General features: G+C 61.5%; 19 protein-coding genes. 13 read left to right on the forward strand and 6 right to left on the reverse strand.

Annotated elements, in window-relative coordinates:
- Positions 1–1,011 carry an NAD(P)-dependent alcohol dehydrogenase gene (locus ABX74_RS00280; RefSeq protein WP_047888013.1) on the reverse strand — a complete coding sequence of 337 codons (1,011 nt, stop codon included), beginning with the start codon at positions 1,009–1,011 and terminating at the stop codon, positions 1–3.
- A gap of 139 nt (positions 1,012–1,150) precedes the next feature.
- Here ABX74_RS00280 and ABX74_RS00285 point away from each other — a divergent pair, with 139 nt between their 5' ends.
- The 13 genes from ABX74_RS00285 (at position 1,151) to ABX74_RS00345 (ending at position 16,038) form a co-directional block, all read left to right on the forward strand.
- Positions 1,151–2,149 (forward strand): sugar-binding transcriptional regulator, encoded by a 999-nt coding sequence (locus ABX74_RS00285; protein ID WP_021334180.1) that lies wholly within the window; start codon positions 1,151–1,153, stop codon positions 2,147–2,149.
- 63 nt (positions 2,150–2,212) lie between these two features.
- Positions 2,213–3,565: an ABC transporter substrate-binding protein gene (locus tag ABX74_RS00290; protein WP_047887969.1), complete on the forward strand. Its 1,353-nt coding sequence runs from the start codon at positions 2,213–2,215 to the stop codon at positions 3,563–3,565.
- Entirely contained in the window at positions 3,562–4,512 is a 951-nt protein-coding gene (locus tag ABX74_RS00295; RefSeq protein ID WP_019748978.1) for a carbohydrate ABC transporter permease, read from the forward strand. Before ABX74_RS00290 ends, ABX74_RS00295 begins: the two co-directional genes overlap by 4 nt.
- Positions 4,512–5,378: a carbohydrate ABC transporter permease gene (locus tag ABX74_RS00300; protein ID WP_020969937.1), complete on the forward strand. Its 867-nt coding sequence runs from the start codon at positions 4,512–4,514 to the stop codon at positions 5,376–5,378. The genes ABX74_RS00295 and ABX74_RS00300 overlap by 1 nt, the downstream gene beginning before the upstream one ends.
- A gap of 27 nt (positions 5,379–5,405) precedes the next feature.
- The gene (locus ABX74_RS00305; protein WP_019748976.1) at positions 5,406–6,500 is read left to right on the forward strand and encodes an ABC transporter ATP-binding protein; all 1,095 of its coding nucleotides are present in this window, start codon (positions 5,406–5,408) and stop codon (positions 6,498–6,500) included.
- 95 nt (positions 6,501–6,595) lie between these two features.
- On the forward strand, positions 6,596–7,513 hold the full coding sequence (locus ABX74_RS00310; protein ID WP_019748975.1) for a carbohydrate kinase family protein: 918 nt from the start codon (positions 6,596–6,598) through the stop codon (positions 7,511–7,513).
- Between the two features lie 95 nt (positions 7,514–7,608).
- Positions 7,609–9,825: an MMPL family transporter gene (locus ABX74_RS00315; RefSeq protein ID WP_047887970.1), complete on the forward strand. Its 2,217-nt coding sequence runs from the start codon at positions 7,609–7,611 to the stop codon at positions 9,823–9,825.
- 18 nt (positions 9,826–9,843) lie between these two features.
- Positions 9,844–11,046 carry a sensor histidine kinase gene (locus tag ABX74_RS00320; protein ID WP_047887971.1) on the forward strand — a complete coding sequence of 401 codons (1,203 nt, stop codon included), beginning with the start codon at positions 9,844–9,846 and terminating at the stop codon, positions 11,044–11,046.
- Positions 11,043–11,717, forward strand: a complete 675-nt coding sequence (locus ABX74_RS00325; RefSeq protein ID WP_019748972.1) for a response regulator — start codon at positions 11,043–11,045, stop codon at positions 11,715–11,717. Before ABX74_RS00320 ends, ABX74_RS00325 begins: the two co-directional genes overlap by 4 nt.
- A gap of 64 nt (positions 11,718–11,781) precedes the next feature.
- Positions 11,782–13,086: an HNH endonuclease signature motif containing protein gene (locus ABX74_RS00330; protein ID WP_047887972.1), complete on the forward strand. Its 1,305-nt coding sequence runs from the start codon at positions 11,782–11,784 to the stop codon at positions 13,084–13,086.
- Positions 13,087–13,396: 310 nt separating this feature from the next.
- Positions 13,397–14,524 carry an NDMA-dependent alcohol dehydrogenase gene (locus ABX74_RS00335; RefSeq protein WP_019748970.1) on the forward strand — a complete coding sequence of 376 codons (1,128 nt, stop codon included), beginning with the start codon at positions 13,397–13,399 and terminating at the stop codon, positions 14,522–14,524.
- A gap of 36 nt (positions 14,525–14,560) precedes the next feature.
- Positions 14,561–15,400 carry a serine hydrolase domain-containing protein gene (locus ABX74_RS00340; RefSeq protein WP_047887973.1) on the forward strand — a complete coding sequence of 280 codons (840 nt, stop codon included), beginning with the start codon at positions 14,561–14,563 and terminating at the stop codon, positions 15,398–15,400.
- A 128-nt stretch (positions 15,401–15,528) separates the two neighbouring features.
- The gene (locus tag ABX74_RS00345; RefSeq protein WP_003941617.1) at positions 15,529–16,038 is read left to right on the forward strand and encodes a DUF3145 domain-containing protein; all 510 of its coding nucleotides are present in this window, start codon (positions 15,529–15,531) and stop codon (positions 16,036–16,038) included.
- A 125-nt stretch (positions 16,039–16,163) separates the two neighbouring features.
- Here the strand turns inward: ABX74_RS00345 and ABX74_RS00350 are convergent, their stop codons facing one another.
- From ABX74_RS00350 to ABX74_RS00370, 5 genes are all read right to left on the reverse strand, one after another.
- Positions 16,164–17,597: an acyl-CoA carboxylase subunit beta gene (locus ABX74_RS00350; RefSeq protein ID WP_003941597.1), complete on the reverse strand. Its 1,434-nt coding sequence runs from the start codon at positions 17,595–17,597 to the stop codon at positions 16,164–16,166.
- A gap of 108 nt (positions 17,598–17,705) precedes the next feature.
- The gene (locus tag ABX74_RS00355) at positions 17,706–18,956 is read right to left on the reverse strand and encodes a KasA/KasB family beta-ketoacyl-ACP synthase (RefSeq protein WP_003941591.1); all 1,251 of its coding nucleotides are present in this window, start codon (positions 18,954–18,956) and stop codon (positions 17,706–17,708) included.
- Positions 18,957–18,963: 7 nt separating this feature from the next.
- Positions 18,964–19,239, reverse strand: a complete 276-nt coding sequence (acpM, locus tag ABX74_RS00360) for a meromycolate extension acyl carrier protein AcpM (RefSeq protein ID WP_003941649.1) — start codon at positions 19,237–19,239, stop codon at positions 18,964–18,966.
- Positions 19,240–19,323: 84 nt separating this feature from the next.
- A complete protein-coding gene (locus ABX74_RS00365; RefSeq protein WP_020908154.1) occupies positions 19,324–20,232 on the reverse strand; it encodes an ACP S-malonyltransferase in 909 nt (302 codons plus the stop codon).
- A 127-nt stretch (positions 20,233–20,359) separates the two neighbouring features.
- Entirely contained in the window at positions 20,360–21,688 is a 1,329-nt protein-coding gene (locus tag ABX74_RS00370; RefSeq protein WP_019748966.1) for a PucR family transcriptional regulator, read from the reverse strand.
- Positions 21,689–21,754: the final 66 nt, after the last annotated feature.

The raw sequence follows: 21,754 nt of genomic DNA on the forward strand, positions 1-21,754 counted from the left end.
CTAGTCTCCTTCGGCGACGATGACTACGGCTTTGATGCTGCCGGGAATGCGATCGGCCACCAGGGCCTCTTGCGATCGTTCGAGTGAAAAGCGTGCTGTGACCATCGAATCCAGATCGACGCGCCCGGCAGCGACCAGTGCGGCGGCGATCGGCCACGTGTTGGCGTACCGGAACACTCCGGTGAGCATCAGTTCGCGATTCTGAATGATCGGGACCGGCAACGGTATCTCGTCGGCACCCATTCCGACCAGAACGACGGTCCCAGCGGGCCGAACTGCGTGAATCCCGTCGATTACTGCGGCCGCGGCACCCGAGGCGTCGATGAACGCATCGACGGCCAGCGAGCGTACGTCGCTTTCACGAGGATCAACGACGGTTGTTGCGCCGAATTTCAGTGCCACATCACGCCGGGCCGCATCGATGTCCGAGACGATGACTTCCGTCGCGCCGAATGCCTTGGCCACCTGCGTCGTCACGATTCCTACCGGGCCGGCGCCGGCGATCAACACACGAGAGCCGGCAGTGATTCCCGCTTTCTGGGCTGAGGCGATCCCTACGGAGAGTGGCTCGAACAGCGCAGCTGCCTCGTAGGACACGGAATCTGCGATGGGATGGGCGAAGTCGGCACCGATCGTGACGTAGTCGGTCAGTGCACCGTCGATCGGCGGCGTCGCGAAGAACTCCATATGAGGGCAGAGGTTGTATCTGCCTGCCTTGGATTCGGGACTTGTCGGATCGGGCTTCTGAGGCTCGATGGAGACGCGCTGCCCGATGCGTCTTGGGTCGACGCCGTCACCGACTGCGGCGATGCGTCCCGATGCTTCGTGTCCGAGAACGAGCGGTGAGTTGACTACGTAAGGGCCGATGCGACCTTCGTGAAAGTAGTGCGCGTCCGACCCGCACACGCCCACGGCATGGATGCGAACGAGGACTTCACCCGTCTTCGGGGACGGTCGTGGTCTCTCGACCATCTGCATCTTTCCGGTCTCAACAAGGACATTTGCCCGAATTGTCGCAGGTAGATCGACGGATTCTCCGGAAACTGTTGTGTGGGTCACAACGTAGATGTTAGCTTAATGAGCATAAGAACATCTAGTGAGCATCTGCTCACGATCAAGAAACTTTGAACCTGATACACAAGGAGACCGTGTGAACCAGTCGGCTCAGCCCGCAGGACTCAAGTCGTCGAAGTTGCCGGCTTCCGAGGATGTGCGGCTCGCCTTGCGGGCAGCGACCATGTATCACCTCGAAGGCGCTACTCAGGCGGAGATTGCAGCGAAGTTGGGCGTCTCGCGGCCTACGGCCGGGCGGCTGTTGGCCAGGGCGCGGACGCAAGGTTTGGTCAGGGTCGAGATTATGGTGCCGCCGGAGCTCGAAGGTTCGGTGAACACGGAGTTGGAATCGAAACTGGAGAAGCACTTCGGGTTGGCCGAAGTTTTGATTGTGCCCGAAGCAAATTCGGACTCGGACGATCCGGACTTCGACGCGCTCGGCCGACGAGCAGCGGAAGTTCTGGTTCGTCGTCTGCAGCCGTCGAGCGTTCTCGGGTTTACCTGGGGTCCGGAAACCGTTGCGGTAGCAGGATCTTTGCCAGACAAGGCGGCGAAGTGCTCGGCTGTGGTACAACTTGACGGCTCCATGACGGTGACCGACTACCAAACCGGTGTCGACTTCACCATCGGCCGATGTGCACAACAGTTGCAGGCCAATCCTATTCGCCTCAATGCTCCGCTATACGCCGACCCGGCGACTGTGGAGTCGATGCGAAACGACTCGGTCATCTCGAAGGCGCTGCAAGCCGGAACTGATTCCGACATCATGGTTTTCGGAGTTGGTGCCGTCTCGACTGCCACGACCTTGTTTGCCGGTAGCTTCGTCGACTCGACCATGCTGGACGAGTTGGAAAGTCGAGGCGCTGTCGGTGAAATCGGCGGCCGTTTCTACACGATCGACGGCAATCCAGTGGAGGGGCCACTGCCTGAGCGAACGGTCTCCGTATCGCTCGACGCAGTGAAATCCTGCGATCAGACGATTCTGATTTCGGGGGGAACACACAAACGCCAGGCCGTTCTGGGCGCATTGCGCGGAGGTTTGGCAAACGTACTCGTCACCGACGTCGAGTGCGCCCAGTGGCTGCTCGAAGGCTAGCGATCTCACGAGTTTCGCTGTCCGAGCGCGCGACTGACACGCAAGTGTGAAGGAAGGTAATCCGTGAAAACAGGAAGACGAGTGTGGGGCGCTGCCGCGGCGGCGCTCTGCCTCCTGGTGTCGGGATGTGCGGGCGCTGGTGCGCTCGGTGGTTCCGGCGAACGAACAGTCACCATCGCGATGGTGTCGAACTCGCAGATGCAGGACGCCATCAAACTGGCGCCGGCTTTCGAAGCCGAGAACCCTGGCATCGACCTCAAATTCGTCAGCCTTTCCGAGAACCAGGCGCGTGCCAAGATCACAGCGTCGACGGCAACCGGCGGCGGTGAGTTCGACGTCGTGATGATCAGCAACTACGAGACACCTCAGTGGGCCGCCAACGGTTGGCTCACGAACCTGTCCGAGTATGCAGACAAGACGCCCGGTTATGACGAGGACGACTTCATACCGTCGATCAAGACTTCTCTGTCATACGAGGACAGTATGTACGCGGTCCCGTTCTACGGGGAGTCGTCGTTCCTGATGTACCGCAAGGATCTGTTCGATCAGGCGGGGATAACAGTTCCCGAAGACCCGACGTGGCAAGAAGTTGCAGGTTGGGCAGCGCAGTTCGACAACCCGGATGCCAAGATGGCGGGAATCTGTTTGCGTGGAAAGCCTGGCTGGGGCGAGGTACTCGCGCCGCTGAACACCGTGATCAACACCTTCGGTGGACGCTGGTACGACGAGAATTGGAATGCGCAGCTGACCAGTCCGCAGGTCGAGGATGCGGTTCAGTTCTACGTGGACACGGTCAAGGAGCATGGTCAGCCGGGCCCTGCCACAAGCGGATTCGGTGAATGTGCAACACAATTCGCGCAAGGCAACACGGCGATGTGGTACGACGCGACGTCGGCTGTGTCGGTTCTCGAGGACCCTGCGTCGTCGAAGGTAGTCGGCAACATCGGATATGCGAAGGCCCCGAAGGCCGAGAAGTCCGATCCTGGTTGGCTCTACACCTGGGCGCTCGGAATCCCGGAGTCGGCAAAGAACAAAGATGACGCCTGGAAGTTCATTTCCTGGATGACGAACAAGGACTACATCCAGAAGGTCGGAACCGAACTCGGCTGGTCGAGAGTTCCTCCGGGAAGTCGCCTATCGACCTACGAGATTCCGGAATATCAAGAGGCCGCACAGGCATTCGGTCCGATCACCCTCGAATCGATCAACAATGCAGATCCGAAGAACCCGACAGTGCAACCGGTTCCGTACACCGGCGTCCAGTTCCTCACCATCCCTGAGTTTCAGGACCTGGGCACTCGCGTCAGCCAGCAGATCAGTGCTGCCATCGCGGGTCAGAAGAGCGTGAAAGAAGCACTCGAACAATCCCAGCAGTATGCCGAGGTGGTCGGCAAGACCTATCAGGAGAACCGATGACTACGGTTGCCGAGCCCAGAACTACGGTGGACGACGCGCCACCGGTCCGTGTCGAAAAGAAGATCTCCCGCGCCGAGGGTTGGCGTCGTAGAGGTCCCCTGTTGCCGGCGTTGATCTTCTCGATCGTCGTCACCCAGATTCCGTTTCTGTTCACCCTCTACTACTCGACGCAGTCGTGGAACCTTGTCCGGCCGGGATCGCGGCACTTCAACGGGTTCGACAACTACATCGAGGTTTTCAAGGACAGTCAGTTTAGGGAAGTCGCGGTCAACACGGTCATCATGATCGTGGGTACGGTCATCGTTTCGGTGATCCTCGGACTCGCGTTGGCACTCCTACTCGACAGAGCCTTCCTCGGTCGCGGGATCGTGCGGACACTGCTCATCACGCCATTTCTCATCACCCCCGTCGCTGGCGCATTGCTCTGGAAGACAACAATGTTCGACCCGGTATTCGGTATCGTGAACTTTGTCCTCCAGCCTTTCGGTGTCGGCCAGGTCGACTGGGTCAGCAAGTTTCCGCTCGCCGCCGTCATGATCAATCTGATCTGGCAGTGGACGCCTTTCATGATGCTGCTCATTCTGGCCGGCTTGCAGTCCATGCCCCGAGACATCCTCGAAGCCGCACGGGTGGACGGAGCCAAGCCGTTTGCGATGTTCCGCGAACTGACACTGCCGCACCTGCGCCGCTTCATCGAACTCGGTGCAGTTCTGGGTGCGATCTACCTCGTGAACACCTTTGACGCGGTGTACATGATGACGTCGGGCGGGCCAGGCGTGGCCAGCTCGAACCTGCCGTTCTACATCTACCAGCGCGCATTCCTCGGCTTCGACGTAGGTCAAGCTGCGGCGATGGGTGTCGTGACAGTGATCGCGACCATCATCGTCTCGACACTCGCGCTCCGATTGATCTTCAAGAGCTTCACCGGCAACGAGGAGGCGGCGTGATGACTGCCGTAGAGACGACAAGCGCGACGACCGACAAACCCGTCGTCAAGAAAAAGAAGAGCAGTAAGTTCAGTCCGTGGTCGGTCGTGGCGTGGATCGCCGCTCTCGGATTCTTCTTCCCGGTCTTCTGGATGGTCCTGACCGCGTTCAAGACCGAGGCAGACGCCTACACGGACCCGCCGAAGCTGTTCTTCACTCCCACCCTCGAACAGTTCCGTGCCGTCCTCGATTCCGGTCTGGGTACAACGCTGGCGAACTCGGCATTTGCCACAGGAATGTCGACGATTCTTGTTCTGCTACTGGGTGTTCCGGCTGCGTTTGCATTGTCTCTTCGCCCGGTGAAGAAGACGCAGGATGTGCTGTTCTTCTTCATCAGTACCAAGATGCTCCCAGTCGTCGCCGCAATCGTGCCGCTGTACGTGATCGTCAACGACATCGGATTGCTCGACAACATCTGGGCGCTGGTCATCTTGTACACATCGATGAATCTGCCGATCGCAGTGTGGATGATGCGTTCGTTCTTTCTCGAAGTCCCCGGCGAGCTTCTCGAAGCCGCCAGCATGGACGGCGCGAGTTTGTGGACCTCGGTTCGAGAGGTGATCCTCCCGCTGATCTCGCCCGGAATTGCTGCGACTGCGCTGATCTGCGTGATCTTCTCGTGGAACGAATTCTTCTTCGCAGTCAACCTGACAGCTGTTCAAGCGCAGACGATTCCGGTCTTCCTGGTCGGGTTCATCACCGGCGAGGGCCTGTACTGGGCTCGGCTCTCCGCGGCAGCGACCATGGCGGCATTGCCCGTCATCCTGGCCGGTTGGTTCGCCCAGAACAAACTGGTGCGCGGCCTGTCCTTCGGTGCAATCAAATAATTCTCCTCACCCTCTCAGGAGTTCGTCATGGCTGAAATCTCGTACCAGAAAGCGTCTTGCATCTACGAAGGTGCCGGGACCCTCGCTGTAGATTCACTCGATCTTGACATCAAGGACGGGGAGTTCATCGTGCTCGTCGGTCCGTCAGGTTCCGGAAAGTCCACGGCCCTGCGCATGTTGGCAGGGCTCGAGGACATCGATTCCGGTGCGATCACCATCAACGGCAAGGACATGACCGATGTCCCGTCGAAGGATCGCGACATCGCAATGGTCTTCCAGAATTACGCGCTGTACCCCAATAAAACCGTCGGCGAAAACATGGGGTTCGCGTTGAAGATGCGCGGTGTGCCCGTCGAGGAGCGCAAGAAGAAAGTTGCCGAAGCGGCCAAACTGCTTGACCTTACGGAATACCTCGACCGCAAGCCGGCCAAGCTTTCCGGCGGCCAACGGCAGCGAGTTGCCATGGGCCGAGCAATCGTTCGTGAACCGCAAGTGTTCTGCATGGACGAGCCGCTCTCCAACCTCGACGCAAAGCTACGCGTCCAGACCCGCACGCAGATCGCGGCGTTGCAGCGTCGTCTCGGAACCACCACCGTCTACGTCACGCACGATCAGGTGGAAGCGATGACGATGGGTGATCGCGTGGCAGTGCTCAAGGGCGGCAAGTTGCAACAATTCGCTTCTCCGACCGAACTTTACGATCGGCCGGCCAATGCGTTTGTTGCAGGCTTCATCGGATCTCCCGGTATGAACTTGGTAACGGCGCCGGTCAGTTCGGGTGGGGTGCGTTTCGGCGACGTCGAGGTTCCGCTGGACCGCGAGCAGATGGCGGCAATCGCCGCGGCCGGTCTGGCTTCGGTCACAGTAGGAATTCGGCCCGAGCAATTCCAGGTGGTTGCTGCCGGAGACGGAATCGCAGCTCAGATCGACCTGGTAGAGGAACTGGGCAACGAGTCGTACATCTACGCACACGTGCCTGGAACCGAAGCCGACCCGATCTCGCTCGTTGCACGCACCGGCGGGCGATCGAAGCTGCAGTACGGCCAGACGCTGGGCTTCGAGCGGGTGGACGGTCCTGTTCACCTCTTCGACCCGACTACGGGTGAGCGCGTGGGTAGCTGAATCCCACCACAATCGTGACCTGCTCGGCACCCGAACTCGTTCGTGCCGAGCAGGTCACATCCATCTTCGACTGGTGAGAAGGTTAGGGTCTACCGATGAGTGATACACGCGAACGATCCGTCGTGGTGTGTGGTGAGGGACTGGTTGATCTGGTTCCGGTGGGGGAGAACTTCTCACCCAAGTTGGGCGGTGGACCGTTCAACGTTGCGATCGCGGTGGGTCGACTCGGATCCGACGTGGGATTCGTCTCTCGCTTGTCCACCGACGCCTTCGGAGATCGGATGATCGACTCGCTGGCCGCGTCGAATGTCGACACGACCGGAGTCGAACGTGGGCCCGAGCCGACAACTCTGGCCGTCGTGAACCTTGCAGCGGACGGAGGTGCGCGGTATTCCTTCTACCTCGAGGGAACGGCGGATCGACAGTTCGCGCTGCCGAAGCTTCCCTCTGCCCGGGCATTCTCGTTCGGAACGCTGTCGCTGGTGCTCGAGCCGGGGGCCTCTGCCTACGAAGCCATGCTGCACGAAGCACACGCCCGCGGTCGACTCACCATGGTGGACCCCAATATTCGTCCGGCGGTGATCTCGGACCCGGAAGCATATCGACGACGATTTCGTTCGTGGTTGCCCGCCATCGATATTCTCAAAGTGAGCGACGACGACGCGAAGTGGTTGGGTTCGGTCGACGGCGCCGAGTGGCTCGACGAAGGCGTCGGCGCCGTACTGCTCACCCGTGGTGGTGACGGGTTGCGGTTGATCACCAAGGAACTCGATGTTTCGGTGCCGGCGCCCGCGGTCGACGTCGCGGACACGATCGGTGCGGGCGATACCGTTCACGGAGCCCTGCTGGCCTACCTTGATCGTCACGATGCACTCGACGTCGCCGTTGTGCGCGGGTTCTCCGAGGCAGACTGGTCGGCCGCGTTGACCTTTGCCGCACGCGCGGCAGCCGTCACCGTGTCACGACCAGGGGCGGATCCGCCGTGGTCAAGGGAGTTGGGCCTGCCCGTCTAGCACTGGGGACCACCGCCCTACTGCGAGCGCAGTACGTCGAACTGCCTACCTGTGCACGATGTGCGACGGGGTCGTGTATCGGCACAGTGATACGCATGTCGATATTCCTGTACAAACTCTCGCGACTCGCGTTTCGGCGCCGCTGGGCAATGGTGGGCTTCTGGGTCGTCCTGCTGGTGGCGGGCGGAGTAGGCGCAGCAACGCTGTCCGGTCCGACCGTCAACACATTGTCGATCCCGGGCACAGAATCGCAAGCGGCACAGGATCTTCTGGCTGAACGGTTCCCGGAATCGTCCACCGGCGGAGCCAGTGCTCGCATAGTCTTCGAATCTCCGGCGGGTACGACGCTCGCCGATCCGGCCATTCGAGAATCCGTCAGTGGATTGGTCTCTGCGCTCGGGAAGGACCCCGAGGTTGCAGCGGTATCGGATCCGTATGCCTCCGGCGGAGTGTCTCCGACTGGGACGATCGGATACATGCAGGTCTCCTATACCGCCGACTCGATGGACTTGCCGGACAGTTCGAAAGAACTGCTCGAGTCCGCCGTCCACGACGCCGCGGATTCAGGGCTGGCAGTCGATGTTGCCGGCAACGTGCTGATGGAAAGCAGCGCCGAATCGATGGGAGAGGTGATCGGAGTCGCGATCGCCGCGGTGGTGCTGACCGTCACCTTCGGTTCCTTGGTGGCGGCGGGGCTTCCTTTGATCAGCGCGTTGATCGGCATCGGCATCGCGATCTGCACGATCACCATCGCAACTGGTTTCATCGAATTGGGTTCGAGCACAACCGTCCTGGCAATGATGCTGGGGCTCGCCGTGGCGATCGACTATTCGCTGTTCATCGTCTCGCGCTACCGCTCCGAACTACGTGACGGACATGATCCGGAAATTGCTGCGGGCCGCGCAGCGGGGACTGCGGGTTCGGCCGTAGTGTTCGCGGGGTTGACCGTCCTCATCGCACTGGCCGGACTGTTCGTCGTGAACATCCCGTTCCTGACGAGCATGGGTCTGGCTGCAGCATTCGCAGTTGCTGTTGCAGTGGTGATTTCACTGACGCTGCTGCCCGCCACACTCGGATTTGCAGGGTCGCGCGTCCTGAGTCGGTCTGATCGTCGACTGCTGGCGTCCGGCGGTGAACTGACACACCGGAAACAGTCGGAGGGGGCGGGCTCGCGATGGGCCAAGTTCGTGATCCGGCGTCGAGTTCCGGTTTTGCTCGCGTCAGTCCTCGGGTTGGGATTGCTGGCGATCCCCACCTTCGGAATCAACCTGAGTTTGGCGAGCCCACCAGTGCCCGACACAACTGCCGCCAGGGCTACCGACCGACTATCCGAGGGGTTCGGTGCGGGGTTCAGCGGTCCGCTCATGGTGGTCGTCGACGTTTCCGACGCCACCGATCCGGCAGCGGCATTGAGCGGCGCCCAGGAAAAGCTCGGTGCTCTGCCCGACGTAGCGGCAGTGACGCCGCCAGCACTCAATCAGGCCGGCGATACAGCAGTCATCACGGTGGTTCCCTCGAGTGGCCCGGAAACCGAGGCAACAAAGGCGCTCGTCGCAGATATACGTGAGGTCGCCGGATCACTGACCGACGAGACCGGGGCCACGATGTCGGTCACCGGTCAGACAGCGTTGACGATCGACGTCTCGGACCGCCTGGCCGATGCCCTCGTTCCCTACCTCGCATTGGTCGTCGGCCTCGCCTTCATTCTTTTGATGCTGGTGTTCCGCTCGATCTTGGTACCGCTCAAGGCAACTCTCGGATTTCTGCTCTCGATCGGCGCGACGTTCGGTGTGCTGGTTGCGATCTTCCAGTGGGGTTGGTTCGCCGGCATTCTCGGAATCGAAGGCCAAACCGGATCAGTTGTGGCGATGTTGCCCATCTTCATGATCGGCATCGTCTTCGGGTTGGCGATGGACTACCAGGTGTTCCTGGTGACCAGAATGCGTGAAGCGTTCGTCCACGGTGACGGACCGGACGAAGCAGTCGTGAAGGGCTTCGACCAGGGCGCGCGAGTCGTCACGGCCGCGGCGCTGATCATGATCGCCGTTTTCGCGGGCTTCATCTTCGGCGGCGACGCCTTCATCATGCAGATCGGACTCGGACTCTCGTTCGCGGTTCTGTTCGACGCCTTCGTGATTCGTATGACCGTCGTACCGGCCGTCATGTCCCTGTTGGGCTCGAAGGCATGGTGGTTCCCCTCATGGCTGGACCGGTTGGTCCCGAACGTCGATGTCGAGGGGGAGCAGTTGACTGCGCTGCTCGCAGATTCGAAGGAATCCAGTGAACCCACGAGCGACAAGTTGTCGGTATGACCCGGATACGGTAGATCGATGACTTCGACATCGACGTGGGGTCGATGGTGTGCGGAACACCCGCGCACCATCGACCTGGCACTGACGATCCTCGTGCTCCTTGCCACGTGGACGGCGCACCGCATCGCGCTCGATGGCAATGACACCCGCGAAGTAACAGTTGTGGGAGTCCTTGTAACAGCGATCGCAGCTGCAACCATCGTATTCCGGAGGCGCTACCCGTTCTCGGCGCTGGCGGTGGCAGTACTTCTCGGCGTATTGATGATTACACTGTCAGCGCCGCCGAATGCCGGCACAGGTTCCGCGGCGATGGTGTGCCTCTACTACGTTGCCAGCACGAGTGACCGCCGGAGGACCTTCATCGCAGCGGCGAGCACAGTCAGCTCGCTGATGCTCGTCACAATCTTCCTGGGAGTGGGGAACAATCTCCTGCAGGAGGCACTGGGGTTGTTGGCCTGGTTGCTGATGGCAAGTTTCGCCGGCGCCGAGGTCCGTTCTCGCCGAGCCTATCTGGAGTCCGTCGAGGCGCGCGCGGTGCAAGCGGAAAGAATGCGCGAGGACGAGGCCCGACACCGCGTCGTCGAAGAAAGGATGCGGATTGCGCGAGACCTGCACGACGTTGTCGCGCACCACATTGCCTTGGTCAACCTGCAAGTCGGGGTCGCGTCGCACTTGATCGGGAAAGACCCGGAGAAGGCGACGACTGCACTACGCGGAGTGGAGGAAACGTCCAAGGTGGCACTCGATGAAATTCGGGCCACGGTCGGAGTTCTCCGTGACGCTCAGGACGGTGATCGCTCGATGAAACCGGCTCCGGGGCTTTCGGATCTACCGGCACTGGTGGATCAATTCGTCAGTGCGGGAATGGAAATCGAAGTGCGCGCAGTGGGTTCGCTGCGCCCTCTCGGGCCAGCAGTAGACCTCACGGCGTACCGAATTATCCAGGAAGCACTCGTGAATGCGAGCAAGCATGCGTTGCCAGGGGCCGTCACCGTGTCGTTGTCGTACGAAGCCGAGGTTCTGGTGCTGTCGGTCGAAAACTCCGGAACGGCAGTGCCTTCGACGTCACCGCCCGGGTACGGACTGCTGGGAATGAAGGAGAGGGCACAGGCAATGGGAGGCGAGGTCTCAGCAGGATTCCGCGCGGACGGGGGATTTCGTGTGGACGCCCAACTGCCGCTGGTCTCGGTCTCCAGCGGTTCGGAGCGTGAGGAGTCGTGAGTATTCGGGTGGTAGTGGCAGACGATCAGGCGCTCTTCCGTCAAACGCTTGCGCTGCTGATCGGTTCGGAAGACGACATGGAGGTGGTCGCCGAGGCGGCAGACGGAGAGCAGGCATTCCAGGCGGCGCTCGAGCACCGACCCGACGTTGTACTGATGGACATTCGCATGCCGGGCACCAGCGGAGTCGAAGCGACCGCCATGATCGCCGATCATCCGGATTTGTCCGACGTACACGTACTGATCCTGACGACCTTCGAAGTGGATGAGCATGTGGCACAGGCGATCCGAGCGGGAGCGAGCGGCTTCATCGGCAAAGGAATCCGAGCTGAGGATCTACTTGATGCTGTTCGGACGGTCGCAGGTGGGAACTCTTTGTTGTCGCCGATTGCGACCAGCGCGTTGATTTCTCGATTCCTTTCCACTCCGTCGCGGGCCGACTCGACTTCCGGGATTTTCGGTCAATTGACACCACGCGAACTCGAAGTGGTCACCCTCGTTGCCCTCGGGATGTCCAACGACGAAATCGCCGCGGAATTGGTGATCAGCGCGGTCACGGCAAAAACCCATGTGAACCGGGCGATGACGAAACTGGATGTCCGCGACCGCGCGCAACTGGTGGTTCTCGCCTATCAATGCGGTGTGGTGATTCCGGGACGCTCGGTGGATTGACTCGAGAAACTCTTGACTCGAACGGGTGTTCGAGTATTGTCTGGGGTGGGGATCGGGGGATTCAATGAGTGTTCTGTTGTCGGATGTGGTGTCTGGTTCTGCGGTGGGGTTGCGCGGACGACTGTGGCGGTTGTCTGCTGCGGAGTTACGTACCGCTGCTATCGAGGCGAGTGCGGAGATTCTTCGTCTCGAGGCCGTTCGTGTGGCGGTGGTGGACGAGTTGTCGATGCGTCCCGATGATCAGGTGATTGCCAGCCGCGGGGTGGGGTGCTGGTTGGCGGCGAACACGATGCTGCAGGTTCGGGACGGGAAGAAGATCGCCGCGTTGGGTGCTGCGCTGCGGCCGTTTCCGGCGGTGGCTGCCCGGTTCGATGACGGGGATTGCTCGTTCGAGCACGCGGTGTTGATCGTGGCGTTCTGCGAGTCACCACCGAAGGGGATGCCGGAGGAAGCGCTCCCTCGCTGTATCGACTTGTTGCTGGCTGCCGCTTCCGGAGTGGAGGCCACGACCACGAAGGTACGGAACGTGATCGCGACCTTGGAGCGAGTGTTCGAATCCGACGAGATTCCGCCCGCCGAAGATATCGACCGCAACGAGCTCCGGATCGCGTCGACACTGAACGGCCGGGTGGTGGTGCGCGGAGATTTCGACGCCCTCACCGGTGAAATGCTGCTCTCCGCCCTGTCGAATCTGACGATGCCCACCCCGGCACCGGATGGAACCCCGGATTCTCGGTCTGCGGCGAAACGCACGGCGGATGGGTTCACCGAACTGATTCGGCGTTATCTGGACTGCGCGAAGACCGGTTTCGATGGTGGGCAGCGTCCGCACGTGAACGTGCACATCAACGCGCGTGATCTGGCTGAGCATCGGGACTGCGCCGCAACACCCGCTGCTTCTGGTGACGGAGTGGCTGTGTCGGATCTCGATGTCGGGCACATGCCGTGGCTCGGACCACTCTCGGTCTCGCAGACCAGACTCCTTGGGTGCGATTGTTTCCTGTCCACGGTGCTGCTCGACGACCACGGGGCGCCCTTGGATGCGAAACCCGGAAAGAGGTTGGTCACCGCCGAACAGCGAGTGGCGTTGATCGCCCGGGACAAAGGCTGCGCCTTCCCCGGCTGCACGTGTGTTCCCGCGTGGACCGATGCGCACCATATTCGGCACTGGGCGAACGGTGGCCCGACGGTGATGAACAACCTTGTCCTGCTGTGCCGTTCACATCACCGGCTGATGCACCGGAAATCCGGGTTCGTCGGGAAGTGGGTGATCCGGATCGGGGTCGACAACAAACCGTGGTTCATCCCGCCGCCCTCGATCGACCCCGGGCAGCATCCGCGGCCGGCGAACACGACATTCAAAACCTGAGGGGTCAAACCTCACATGCACCAGAACATGGCCAGGCCTGTTTCAGACCCGCTGCTCTGTGTCCGACCGATTGGTGGGAGGTGGAGTCGAATGGGTGCGTGCTTTCGGGGTGACTCTACTTTCGGGTGCCCGTGTGGCCTGTCCCACTCAGTGGGTCATTCCTTCGTCGTCGCCAAGCCGGTTGTGCCAGGTCATTTGGACGTCTGACCTGCAGTGCAAAATCTTTCGTTAGAACACGTTCCAATTTCGCGGATTTGTGGCTATGGTCACAGAGATAGATGCGGGTGTGCGAATGAAAGGGTGAAGTGACGTGAAGACCAAGGGTGCAATCCTGTGGGGCCTCAATGAGAAGTGGTCCGTCGAGGAGATCGAGATCGGCGAGCCGGTAGCCGGCGAAGTTCAAATTCGCATGGAAGCGGCCGGAATGTGCCACTCCGATCACCACATCGTCACCGGCGCGACCCCGATGCCGTCGTTCCCGGTCATGGGCGGGCACGAGGGTTCGGGCGTCATCACCAAGCTCGGCCCTGAGGTCAAGGGACTGGAGGTCGGCGACCACGTCGTTCTGTCCTTCATTCCGGCTTGTGGAACCTGTCCGGCGTGTTCGGCCGGGCATCAGAATCTTTGTGACCTCGGGATGGGCCTCCTCAGCGGCCAAGCCATCAGCGACGGCACGTACCGGATCCAGGCTCGCGGCGAAAACGTGATCCCGATGTGCCTGCTAGGGACGTTCTCGCCCTACATGGTCGTGAACCAGTCGTCAGTGGTGAAGATCGACAAGGACATTCCGTTCGAGGTTGCCGCACTCGTCGGTTGCGGCGTCCCGACCGGTTGGGGATCGGCAACCCACATCGCCGATGTGAAGCCCGGCGAAGACGTTGTGATCATGGGCGTCGGCGGCGTCGGTATCAGTGCGCTACAGGGTGCAGTTGCATCGGGCGCCCGGTACATCTTTGCCATCGACCCTGTGCCGTGGAAGCGTGAGCAGGCTCTGAAGTTCGGCGCAACGCACGCTTTCGAAAGCGCTGCCGCTGCCATTCAGCCGATCATCGACGCTACGTATGGACGCATGGCGCAGAAGACGATCATCACCGTTGGCGAAATGAAGGGTGAGTACGTCGAAGAAGCGATGATTCTGACGGCAAAGGCTGGTCGTTGTGTTGTCACTGCAATGGGGCACCTGACGGACATGGATGTGAAGCTGAACCTGTTCCTGATGTCGATGCTTCAGAAGGACCTTCAGGGCAACATTTTCGGCGGTGGCAACGCTCGCCAGGACGTGCCTAACCTCCTCGCGATGTACAAGGCAGGCAAGCTGAACCTCGACGACATGGTCACTCGGACCTACACGCTCGAAGGCGTGAACGACGGGTACCAGGACATGTTGGATGGCAAGAACATCCGCGGCGTCATCCGCTACACCGAAGCTGACTGGTGATCGAAAGCGCAACTCTTGTGCCAGTAGTCTGATCGGGTGCCCAGTACTCACAGTCTCGACGTAATTCAGCAGTGGCCGGTCGACAATGCGGCAGCGGTCGTCCTCTCCGGGAAGAATCCGGGTGAGGGCGACCGCATTCGTGGTTTCAGCGGCGACCAGTCGCATGTTTTCCCCCTGGCTTCGGTGACAAAACTGTTGTGCGCCTACGCGATTCTCGTGGCGGTGGAGGAAGGGGCGGTCGAGTTGGATGGGCCGGCCGGGCCTGAGGGGTCGACCGTTCGTCATCTCCTCGCACATGCTTCCGGGTTGGCATTCGCCGAACGTGTTGTTCAGGCGCCGGTGGCGTCGAAGCGGATCTACTCGAGTGCGGGATTCGAGGTGCTTGCCGAGTTGGTTTCCCGGGAGACCGAGATCGAATTTGCCGACTATCTTGCCGAGGCGGTGTTCGCGCCGTTGGGGATGACCAGCGCGGCTCTTGTCGGTCCTGCCGGTCACGGTGCGCAGGCATCGGCAGACGACTTGGCCAAGTTCGCGGCTGAACTGCTCTCGCCGACCCTGATCTCGACGCAGACGTTCGCAGAGGCGACAACCGTGCAGTTCCCGGGGCTCAACGGAATTCTTCCGGGATACGGCTCTCAGCGCCCCAACGACTGGGGACTCGGATTCGAAATTCGCGGCGAGAAGCGTCCGCATTGGACAGGTCTCGAGAACTCGGCCGCAACTTTCGGTCATTTCGGCCAGTCCGGGACGTTCCTGTGGGTCGATCCCACGATCGATACTGCGTGCGTCGTGCTTACCGATCGCGACTTCGGTCATTGGGCCAAGCCTTTGTGGACTGAATTGTCAGATGGCGTAGTCGGTGAAGTTTCGCGATAGAGCACAAATTTCTCTCCTTCCACTGGCGCAACACGGGTAACACAAGGCACACTGTTCAATCGAGCGTGCTGCACGAACTCGACAGAGGTCGTTGGGGAAGACGTCCCTCGTCGAAGCAGGAGGCTCGAGTGCGCGAAATGAATCAATTCGCGGACGTGACGACTGGTGTGGTTTACATCCACTCGTCGCCCGCGGCGCTGTGCCCGCACGTGGATTGGGCTTTGTCCGCCACGTTGGACAGCCCTGCCAAGCTCAGATGGACCTCACAGCCTGCCTACGACGGACTTCTGCGTGCGACGACGGACTGGACAGGTCCCGTCGGAACCTGTGCCCGCCTGGTCGATTCGCTACGCGCGTGGCCGATGTTGCGGTTCGAGGTCACGGAGGACCCGAGCCATGGCGTCGACGGCGAACGGTACAGCCATGTGCCCGGTCTGGGCTTGTGGCGCGGATCCACCAGTGCGAACGGTGATGTCGTTGTTGGGGAGATGAAACTGCGGTCCATCATGAATTCCGGTGGAGACATCGCCGCGGAGATCGATCGGGCGATAGGCGCACCGTGGGACGAGGAACTCGAACCCTTCCGGAGTTCAGGCGAAGGTGCCGAAGTGACATGGCTGCGAAGGCGTGTCAGCTGATTCGGGTCCATCCTGAACCCTGAGTGACCCTTTAGCTGGAATGACTCAGACTTGAACGACAAAGACTTGAATGACAAAGGTGGGCCCCGCCGTATCGGCGAGGCCCACCTTGCTGTCCAGGGTTGTCAGAGCGGAATGTTCTTGTGCCGCGCACGGACAGATGGCGCAGACGCGAGCGCAGCGGTGACGATGCTGCGAGTCTTCGCCGGGTCGATTTCCTCGTCGACGACGCCGATTTCGACAGCGCGGTCGACGCCGCCTGCGATCGCCTCGTGTTCGGCAGCGAGACGGTCGTGCAATGCTTCACGCTCGTCGTCCGGTGCCGCAGCGAGAGCCCGCTTGTGCAGGATGCCGACAGCAGCCTTCGCCCCCATCACGGCGACTTCGGAGTTGGGCCAGGCGAAAACGGCCGTGGCTCCGAGTGCTCGCGAGTTCATTGCAATGTATGCGCCGCCGTAGATCTTTCGAGTGACGACGGTGACGCGGGGGACAGTCGCCTCGGCGAAGGCGTGAAGTAACTTCGCGCCGCGCCGGACAACGCCCTCCCACTCCATCGACACCCCAGGCAGATACCCGGGAACATCGACGACGACTACGAGCGGCACGCCGAATGCGTTGCACAGTCGCACGAATCGAGCGGCCTTCTCTGCACTTTCGGAGTTCAGGCACCCCCCGAGTCGCAGTGGGTTGTTCGCGATGACGCCAACCGTGCGTCCGGCCATCCGGCCGAAACCGGTGACGATGCTCCGCGCGTAATTGCCTTGCAGTTCTTCGAAGCTCGACTCGCCTTCGACGTTGTCGAGCATTTCGTGAACGATGGGACGAACGTCGTATGCACGTTTTGCGGACGCAGGCATCATGGCGCGCAGATCGCTGTCGCCGAGTTCCGCTGCCCGCTGATCGAATTCGCCCTGCTCGCACATCATCGAGACCAGGCGGCGTGCGCGGTGCAATGCGTCGGCCTCGTCGTGTGCGGCGATGTGCGCGACACCCGACTTCTTGGTGTGTGTGTCCGGACCGCCGAGTGACACCATGTCGACCTGTTCACCGGTGACACTGCGAACTACGTCTGGGCCGGTGACGAACACTCGGCCTTCCGGCGCCATGATCACGACATCGGTGAGGGCTGGACCGTACGCGGCTCCACCAGCGGCAAAGCCGAGCACGACGGAAATTTGAGGTATGAGACCCGACGCACGGACCATGGCCTCGAAGACCAGTCCGACTGCGTGGAGTGCTTCGACGCCTTCAGCCAGACGCGCGCCACCGGAGTGCCAGAGACCCACGATGGGGGACTCTTCCTCGATGGCGGTATCGATGGCTTTGACGAGGTGTTTGCAACCGTCGACGCCCATTGCGCCGCCCATGACGGTGGCATCGGAGCAGTATGCGATGGTGCGGACGCCGTCGATGTTTCCGGACGCAGCGAGCACGCCGGACTTGTCACGGGCGTGGAGCGGCACTGTTGTGCCGGGGTCGAACAGATTTTCCAGGCGCGCAAGAGGATCGCGCGGGTCTGTCGATGATTCGGACTTTGTCACGGGGGCCAGGATGGTCATCGCGTCCTCCTTCAGTACGAGCCTTGGGTGGAACGAAAGGTCGGTGTTGTCCGCGGGTGACGTTGTGTTGCAACGACACCCGCGGACAGGTGCAAACCGCGGTTCGGGCTAGGCCCGACCGAAGGCGAGCGCGACATTGTGCCCACCGAAACCGAACGAGTTGTTCAGTGCGAAATCGAAAGAGCCGGTTCGGGGTTCACCCTTGACGACATCGAGATCGATTTCTGGATCCTGGCTGTCAACATTGAGCGTGGGCGGGATGATCCCGTCACGCACTGCCAGAACCGTGAGGACTGATTCGAGGGCGCCGACAGCGCCGATCGAGTGTCCCAGCGCGGATTTCGGGCCGTACACCGCAGCGTGATTGCCGACCGCTGCGTTGATTGCCTTTGCCTCTGCGATGTCACCGATCGGCGTCGCAGTGGCGTGGGCGTTGATGTGCTTGATGTCGGACTTCGTCAGTCCGGCCATCTCGATTGCTCGGGTCATGGCTCGCGCCGCGCCCAGGCCTTCCGGATGCGGTGCCACGATGTGGTACCCGTCCGAAGTGATTCCGGAACCGAGCAGGCGGGCATGAATGGTGGCCCCGCGTGCCTTTGCGTGTTCCTCGGTTTCGAGGATCATCAGTGCGCCGGCTTCGCCGAAGACGAATCCGTCGCGGTCCTTGTCGAAAGGACGTGAAGCTGCGGCCGGATTGTCGTTGTTGGTGCTCATTGCACGCATCATGGCGAAGCTCGCGATCGGAACCGCGTCGATGAAGCTCTCGACTCCACCAGCCACAACCATGTCCGCGTCACCCATGACAAGCATGCGGTGAGCGTGAGCAATTGCCTCGGAACCTGACGAACATGCCGACACCGGGGTGATGACGCCGCCGCGGGCCCCGAGTTCGAGCCCGACCGTTGCGGCCGGTCCGTTGGGCATGACCATCTGCACCGAGAACGGGGACACCTTGCGGTATCCGCCGCCACGGAGTTTGTCGACGGCGTCGATGAGCGTGTCGCCGCCGCCGAGTCCGGTGCCGATGACAACCGCGAGGCGGTCCTGATCGACTTCGGGGCTGCCGGCGTTGCTCCAGACCGTGCGACTCAACGTGAGGGCAAGGCGTTCCACCCAGCTCATCCGTCGAATTTCGACGCGGGACAAGCCCTCGTCTGGTGAAACCTTCAGGTGCCCGCCGATGCGAATGGGAAGGTCGAACTCGTCGATGAACGGGTCATCGAGGATTCCGATGCCGCTTTCGCCGGCGAGTAGCGCCTTCCACGTGCCATCCACATCACCAGCCACCGAGGTCGACGTCGCGAGGCTCGTGACGACGATGTCGGGGAATTTCCCTTTGCGGGTAGAAGCGGAAGTCACGGTCGGCTCACTCTGCGTTCTTGGCTTCGGCGCCTTCGGCTTCGAGCTTCTGGATGTACGCGACGATGTCGCCGACGGTGCGCAGGCCTGCGAGATCCTCGTCGGGGACCTTCACGCCGTACTTGTCTTCGGTCTGAACAGCGATCTCGACCATGGACAGGGAGTCGATATCGAGGTCGTCCACGAAGGACTTGTCAACGGTGACCTCGGAAGGCTCGATACCGGTGACCTCCTCCACGATCTGGCCGAGTTCCGCGATGATTTCTTCCTGAGTGTGGGCCACTGGTGTGGCTCCCTTCTTGATCGATTGAGGTGGGGTGAAACGTCCGGCCGCCGTTCGGGCTGATCGGCCGGGTGGGCGTCCGAGCTAGGTCAGCTCGGACAGTGCGGAGATATCCTCCGGGTTCTTGAGGGCCACCGTCGGTGTGCCACGCATTTCGCGCTTGGCAATTCCGACGAGGGTTCCGGCCGGCGGGAGTTCCACGATCGCGCTGACTTCTGCTGTCCGCAACGACGCGGAGCAGAGGTCCCAACGAACGGGGCGGGTTACCTGCGCGGCAAGTTTGGTGAGGGCGTCGGCGCCCGAGGAGACTGGGGCGCCATCCGAGTTGGAAAGCAGCGTGCGCGTCGGATCGGACGGGGTGATCTTGGCGGCAGCAGCTGCGACGGCGTCCTGTGCAGGTGCCATGAAGCGGGTGTGGAAAGCGCCGGCGACGGGCAGTGCGCGGACTCGGGCCTTTTCGGGTGCGTTTGCTGCGAGTTCTTCGAGCGCGGTGAGCAGTCCGGCAGCCACGATCTGGCCGGCCGCATTGCGGTTGGCCGCTTCCAACCCGAGTTCTTCGAGTCGTGCGAGCACTTCGGCTTCGTCGCCACCGAGAACGGCTGACATGCCGGTGGGCTCGAGCGCACAAGCCTTGGCCATCTCGGCGCCGCGGAGGGCGGCAAGCGCGACCGCGTCGTCAGCGGAAATAACACCGGCGACCGCAGCAGCGGCAAGTTCACCCACTGAATGGCCGGCAGCGATGACGTCGGCGCCGAGGAGCCCACGTGATTCGATTTCCTCGTACGCCAGCAGAGCAGCGGCAACGACGAGGGGCTGGGTTACCGAGGTGTCGGTGATTTCTTCTGCAGTCGCGGTCGTGCCGAGTCGGACGAGGTCAAGGCCGGCTGCCTTCGACCACACTTCGAGGCGGTCTTGCGCTCCGGGCAGTGCCAGCCATGGGCTGAGCATGCCGGGTGTCTGAGAGCCCTGTCCCGGGGCGAGCAACGAAATCACTTATTAAGAGAACACCGCCGCGAGTGACCTGCGAGATGTCGGTCGCGATGAACTCTGGCGAAGTGTTTTGTAGGGTTCCCACAAAATCCCACGTCGCGCCCGGCCATCGAAATTGGACGCTCGGGGGTTACAGGTTTGTTTGTCCGGATGTTAAAGATGTGACTGAAGTAACCGAATTGTTCGATTTGAGATCGATTTGTGTCAATCGGCCCACGGTAGCGGCGATCCGTAGTACGTATGCGTCGCGTGGATTCGTAGGATCCCGGCCGGTAACTTCCGCGATTCGCTTCAAGCGGTACCGAACGGTATTTGGATGAACAAACAGAAGACGTGCACAAGTCTCAACCGCACCTCCACAGTCGAGATAACTGTCTAAAGTATCGGTCAAGACTGTGCCGGATTCCGCTAAAGGTGCGACCAGGAAATCGCGAAGAGCCTTTACGGCAGCGTCGTCTCCGAGTAGTGCCCGTTCCGGGAGCAGTTCAGTCGCGAAAACGGGACGAGGTGCGCCGCGCCACCCGGCGACGGCCTTGATTCCCGCGAGAGCTTCGGACGCACTGAAGTGTGCTGCGCTCAACGAGGGCGTTGTCGGGCCGATCACCACCGGCTCGTCGGCGAAACTCATGAGCAGGTCTTGAAGGAATTGGCTGCCTTCCGTCTTACTGCTCAGCTCGCCGCTGACGATCATCACCAGTCGCGGACCCTGTACCACGGCGAGAACAGCGCGCCCGTGCGCGGCGGCAGTCGCGTGGACGGTGCCGGCAACCGAGACCCGCTCGTCCGGCGGGGGAGACCCGACGATGACGGTGGCCGGAGCCGTGGCGTCCCAGTTCAACGTGGCTGCGCGGGAGAGCATGTCCGATCCGGTGTCTCCCTGCACGACGGCGTCGACGACGAGCGCTTCCAGCCGCGTGTCCAGGGCGCCTCGCGACTCGGCGGCGCTTGCGTACACCGTCGCTGCTGCGAAACCGAGTTCACGCCCGTAGCGCAGGACGGCTTCTGTCAGCGCGATCAGCTGCTGATCGTTGCGGGCGAGAGCGGGCAGCCATTTCTCGAAGAACTCCATCGCCACCCGGACCATGTCGACGGTCTGGCGCAGCGTGAGCTGTCGAGCAAGATCCTGAGGGATGACCGGAAACGACTCGTATCCGAAGCTGATCTCCGAGTCGAGTTGCCGCAGCCATTCCAGGAAATTCACCACCGACGTTTGCACCAAGAGTTGAACGTCGGCACGTTGCGAAGCGTCGAGACTGTCGAAGAACGGAAGCTGCTCCTCCATCACGGTCACGGCCTCGGTGGAGAGCCGACCGGAGAACTGTTTGACGCGGCGGAGCAAGGCTTCTGGAAGTGGATCGCGAACCTGACGACGGCGGGCGAGTACAGCCTGCAACCCGGACGACTGTGGTCGAGTGCGGCGTACGCCCTCTTCGGGTTTCTCGGGATCAGGTTCGGGCATGAGAAAAACCTACGCCCATCGCCGCAGCGGATGTCGAGATGACACCCGCGGCGATGGGCGTAGGTC

Source organism: Rhodococcus sp. ARP2 (genome assembly GCF_001029585.1).
In the GTDB taxonomy this organism is placed as follows: domain Bacteria; phylum Actinomycetota; class Actinomycetes; order Mycobacteriales; family Mycobacteriaceae; genus Rhodococcus_F; species Rhodococcus_F erythropolis.

Coding starts and splice junctions, on each gene's coding strand:
- ABX74_RS00295 (WP_019748978.1), top strand. CDS start 3,562: ATGACTACGGTTGCCGAGCCCAGAACTACGGTGGACGACGCGCCACCG.
- ABX74_RS00300 (WP_020969937.1), top strand. CDS start 4,512: ATGACTGCCGTAGAGACGACAAGCGCGACGACCGACAAACCCGTCGTC.
- ABX74_RS00305 (WP_019748976.1), top strand. CDS start 5,406: ATGGCTGAAATCTCGTACCAGAAAGCGTCTTGCATCTACGAAGGTGCC.
- ABX74_RS00310 (WP_019748975.1), top strand. CDS start 6,596: ATGAGTGATACACGCGAACGATCCGTCGTGGTGTGTGGTGAGGGACTG.
- ABX74_RS00315 (WP_047887970.1), top strand. CDS start 7,609: ATGTCGATATTCCTGTACAAACTCTCGCGACTCGCGTTTCGGCGCCGC.
- ABX74_RS00320 (WP_047887971.1), top strand. CDS start 9,844: ATGACTTCGACATCGACGTGGGGTCGATGGTGTGCGGAACACCCGCGC.
- ABX74_RS00330 (WP_047887972.1), top strand. CDS start 11,782: ATGAGTGTTCTGTTGTCGGATGTGGTGTCTGGTTCTGCGGTGGGGTTG.
- ABX74_RS00350 (WP_003941597.1), bottom strand. CDS start 17,597: ATGACCATCCTGGCCCCCGTGACAAAGTCCGAATCATCGACAGACCCG.
- ABX74_RS00370 (WP_019748966.1), bottom strand. CDS start 21,688: ATGCCCGAACCTGATCCCGAGAAACCCGAAGAGGGCGTACGCCGCACT.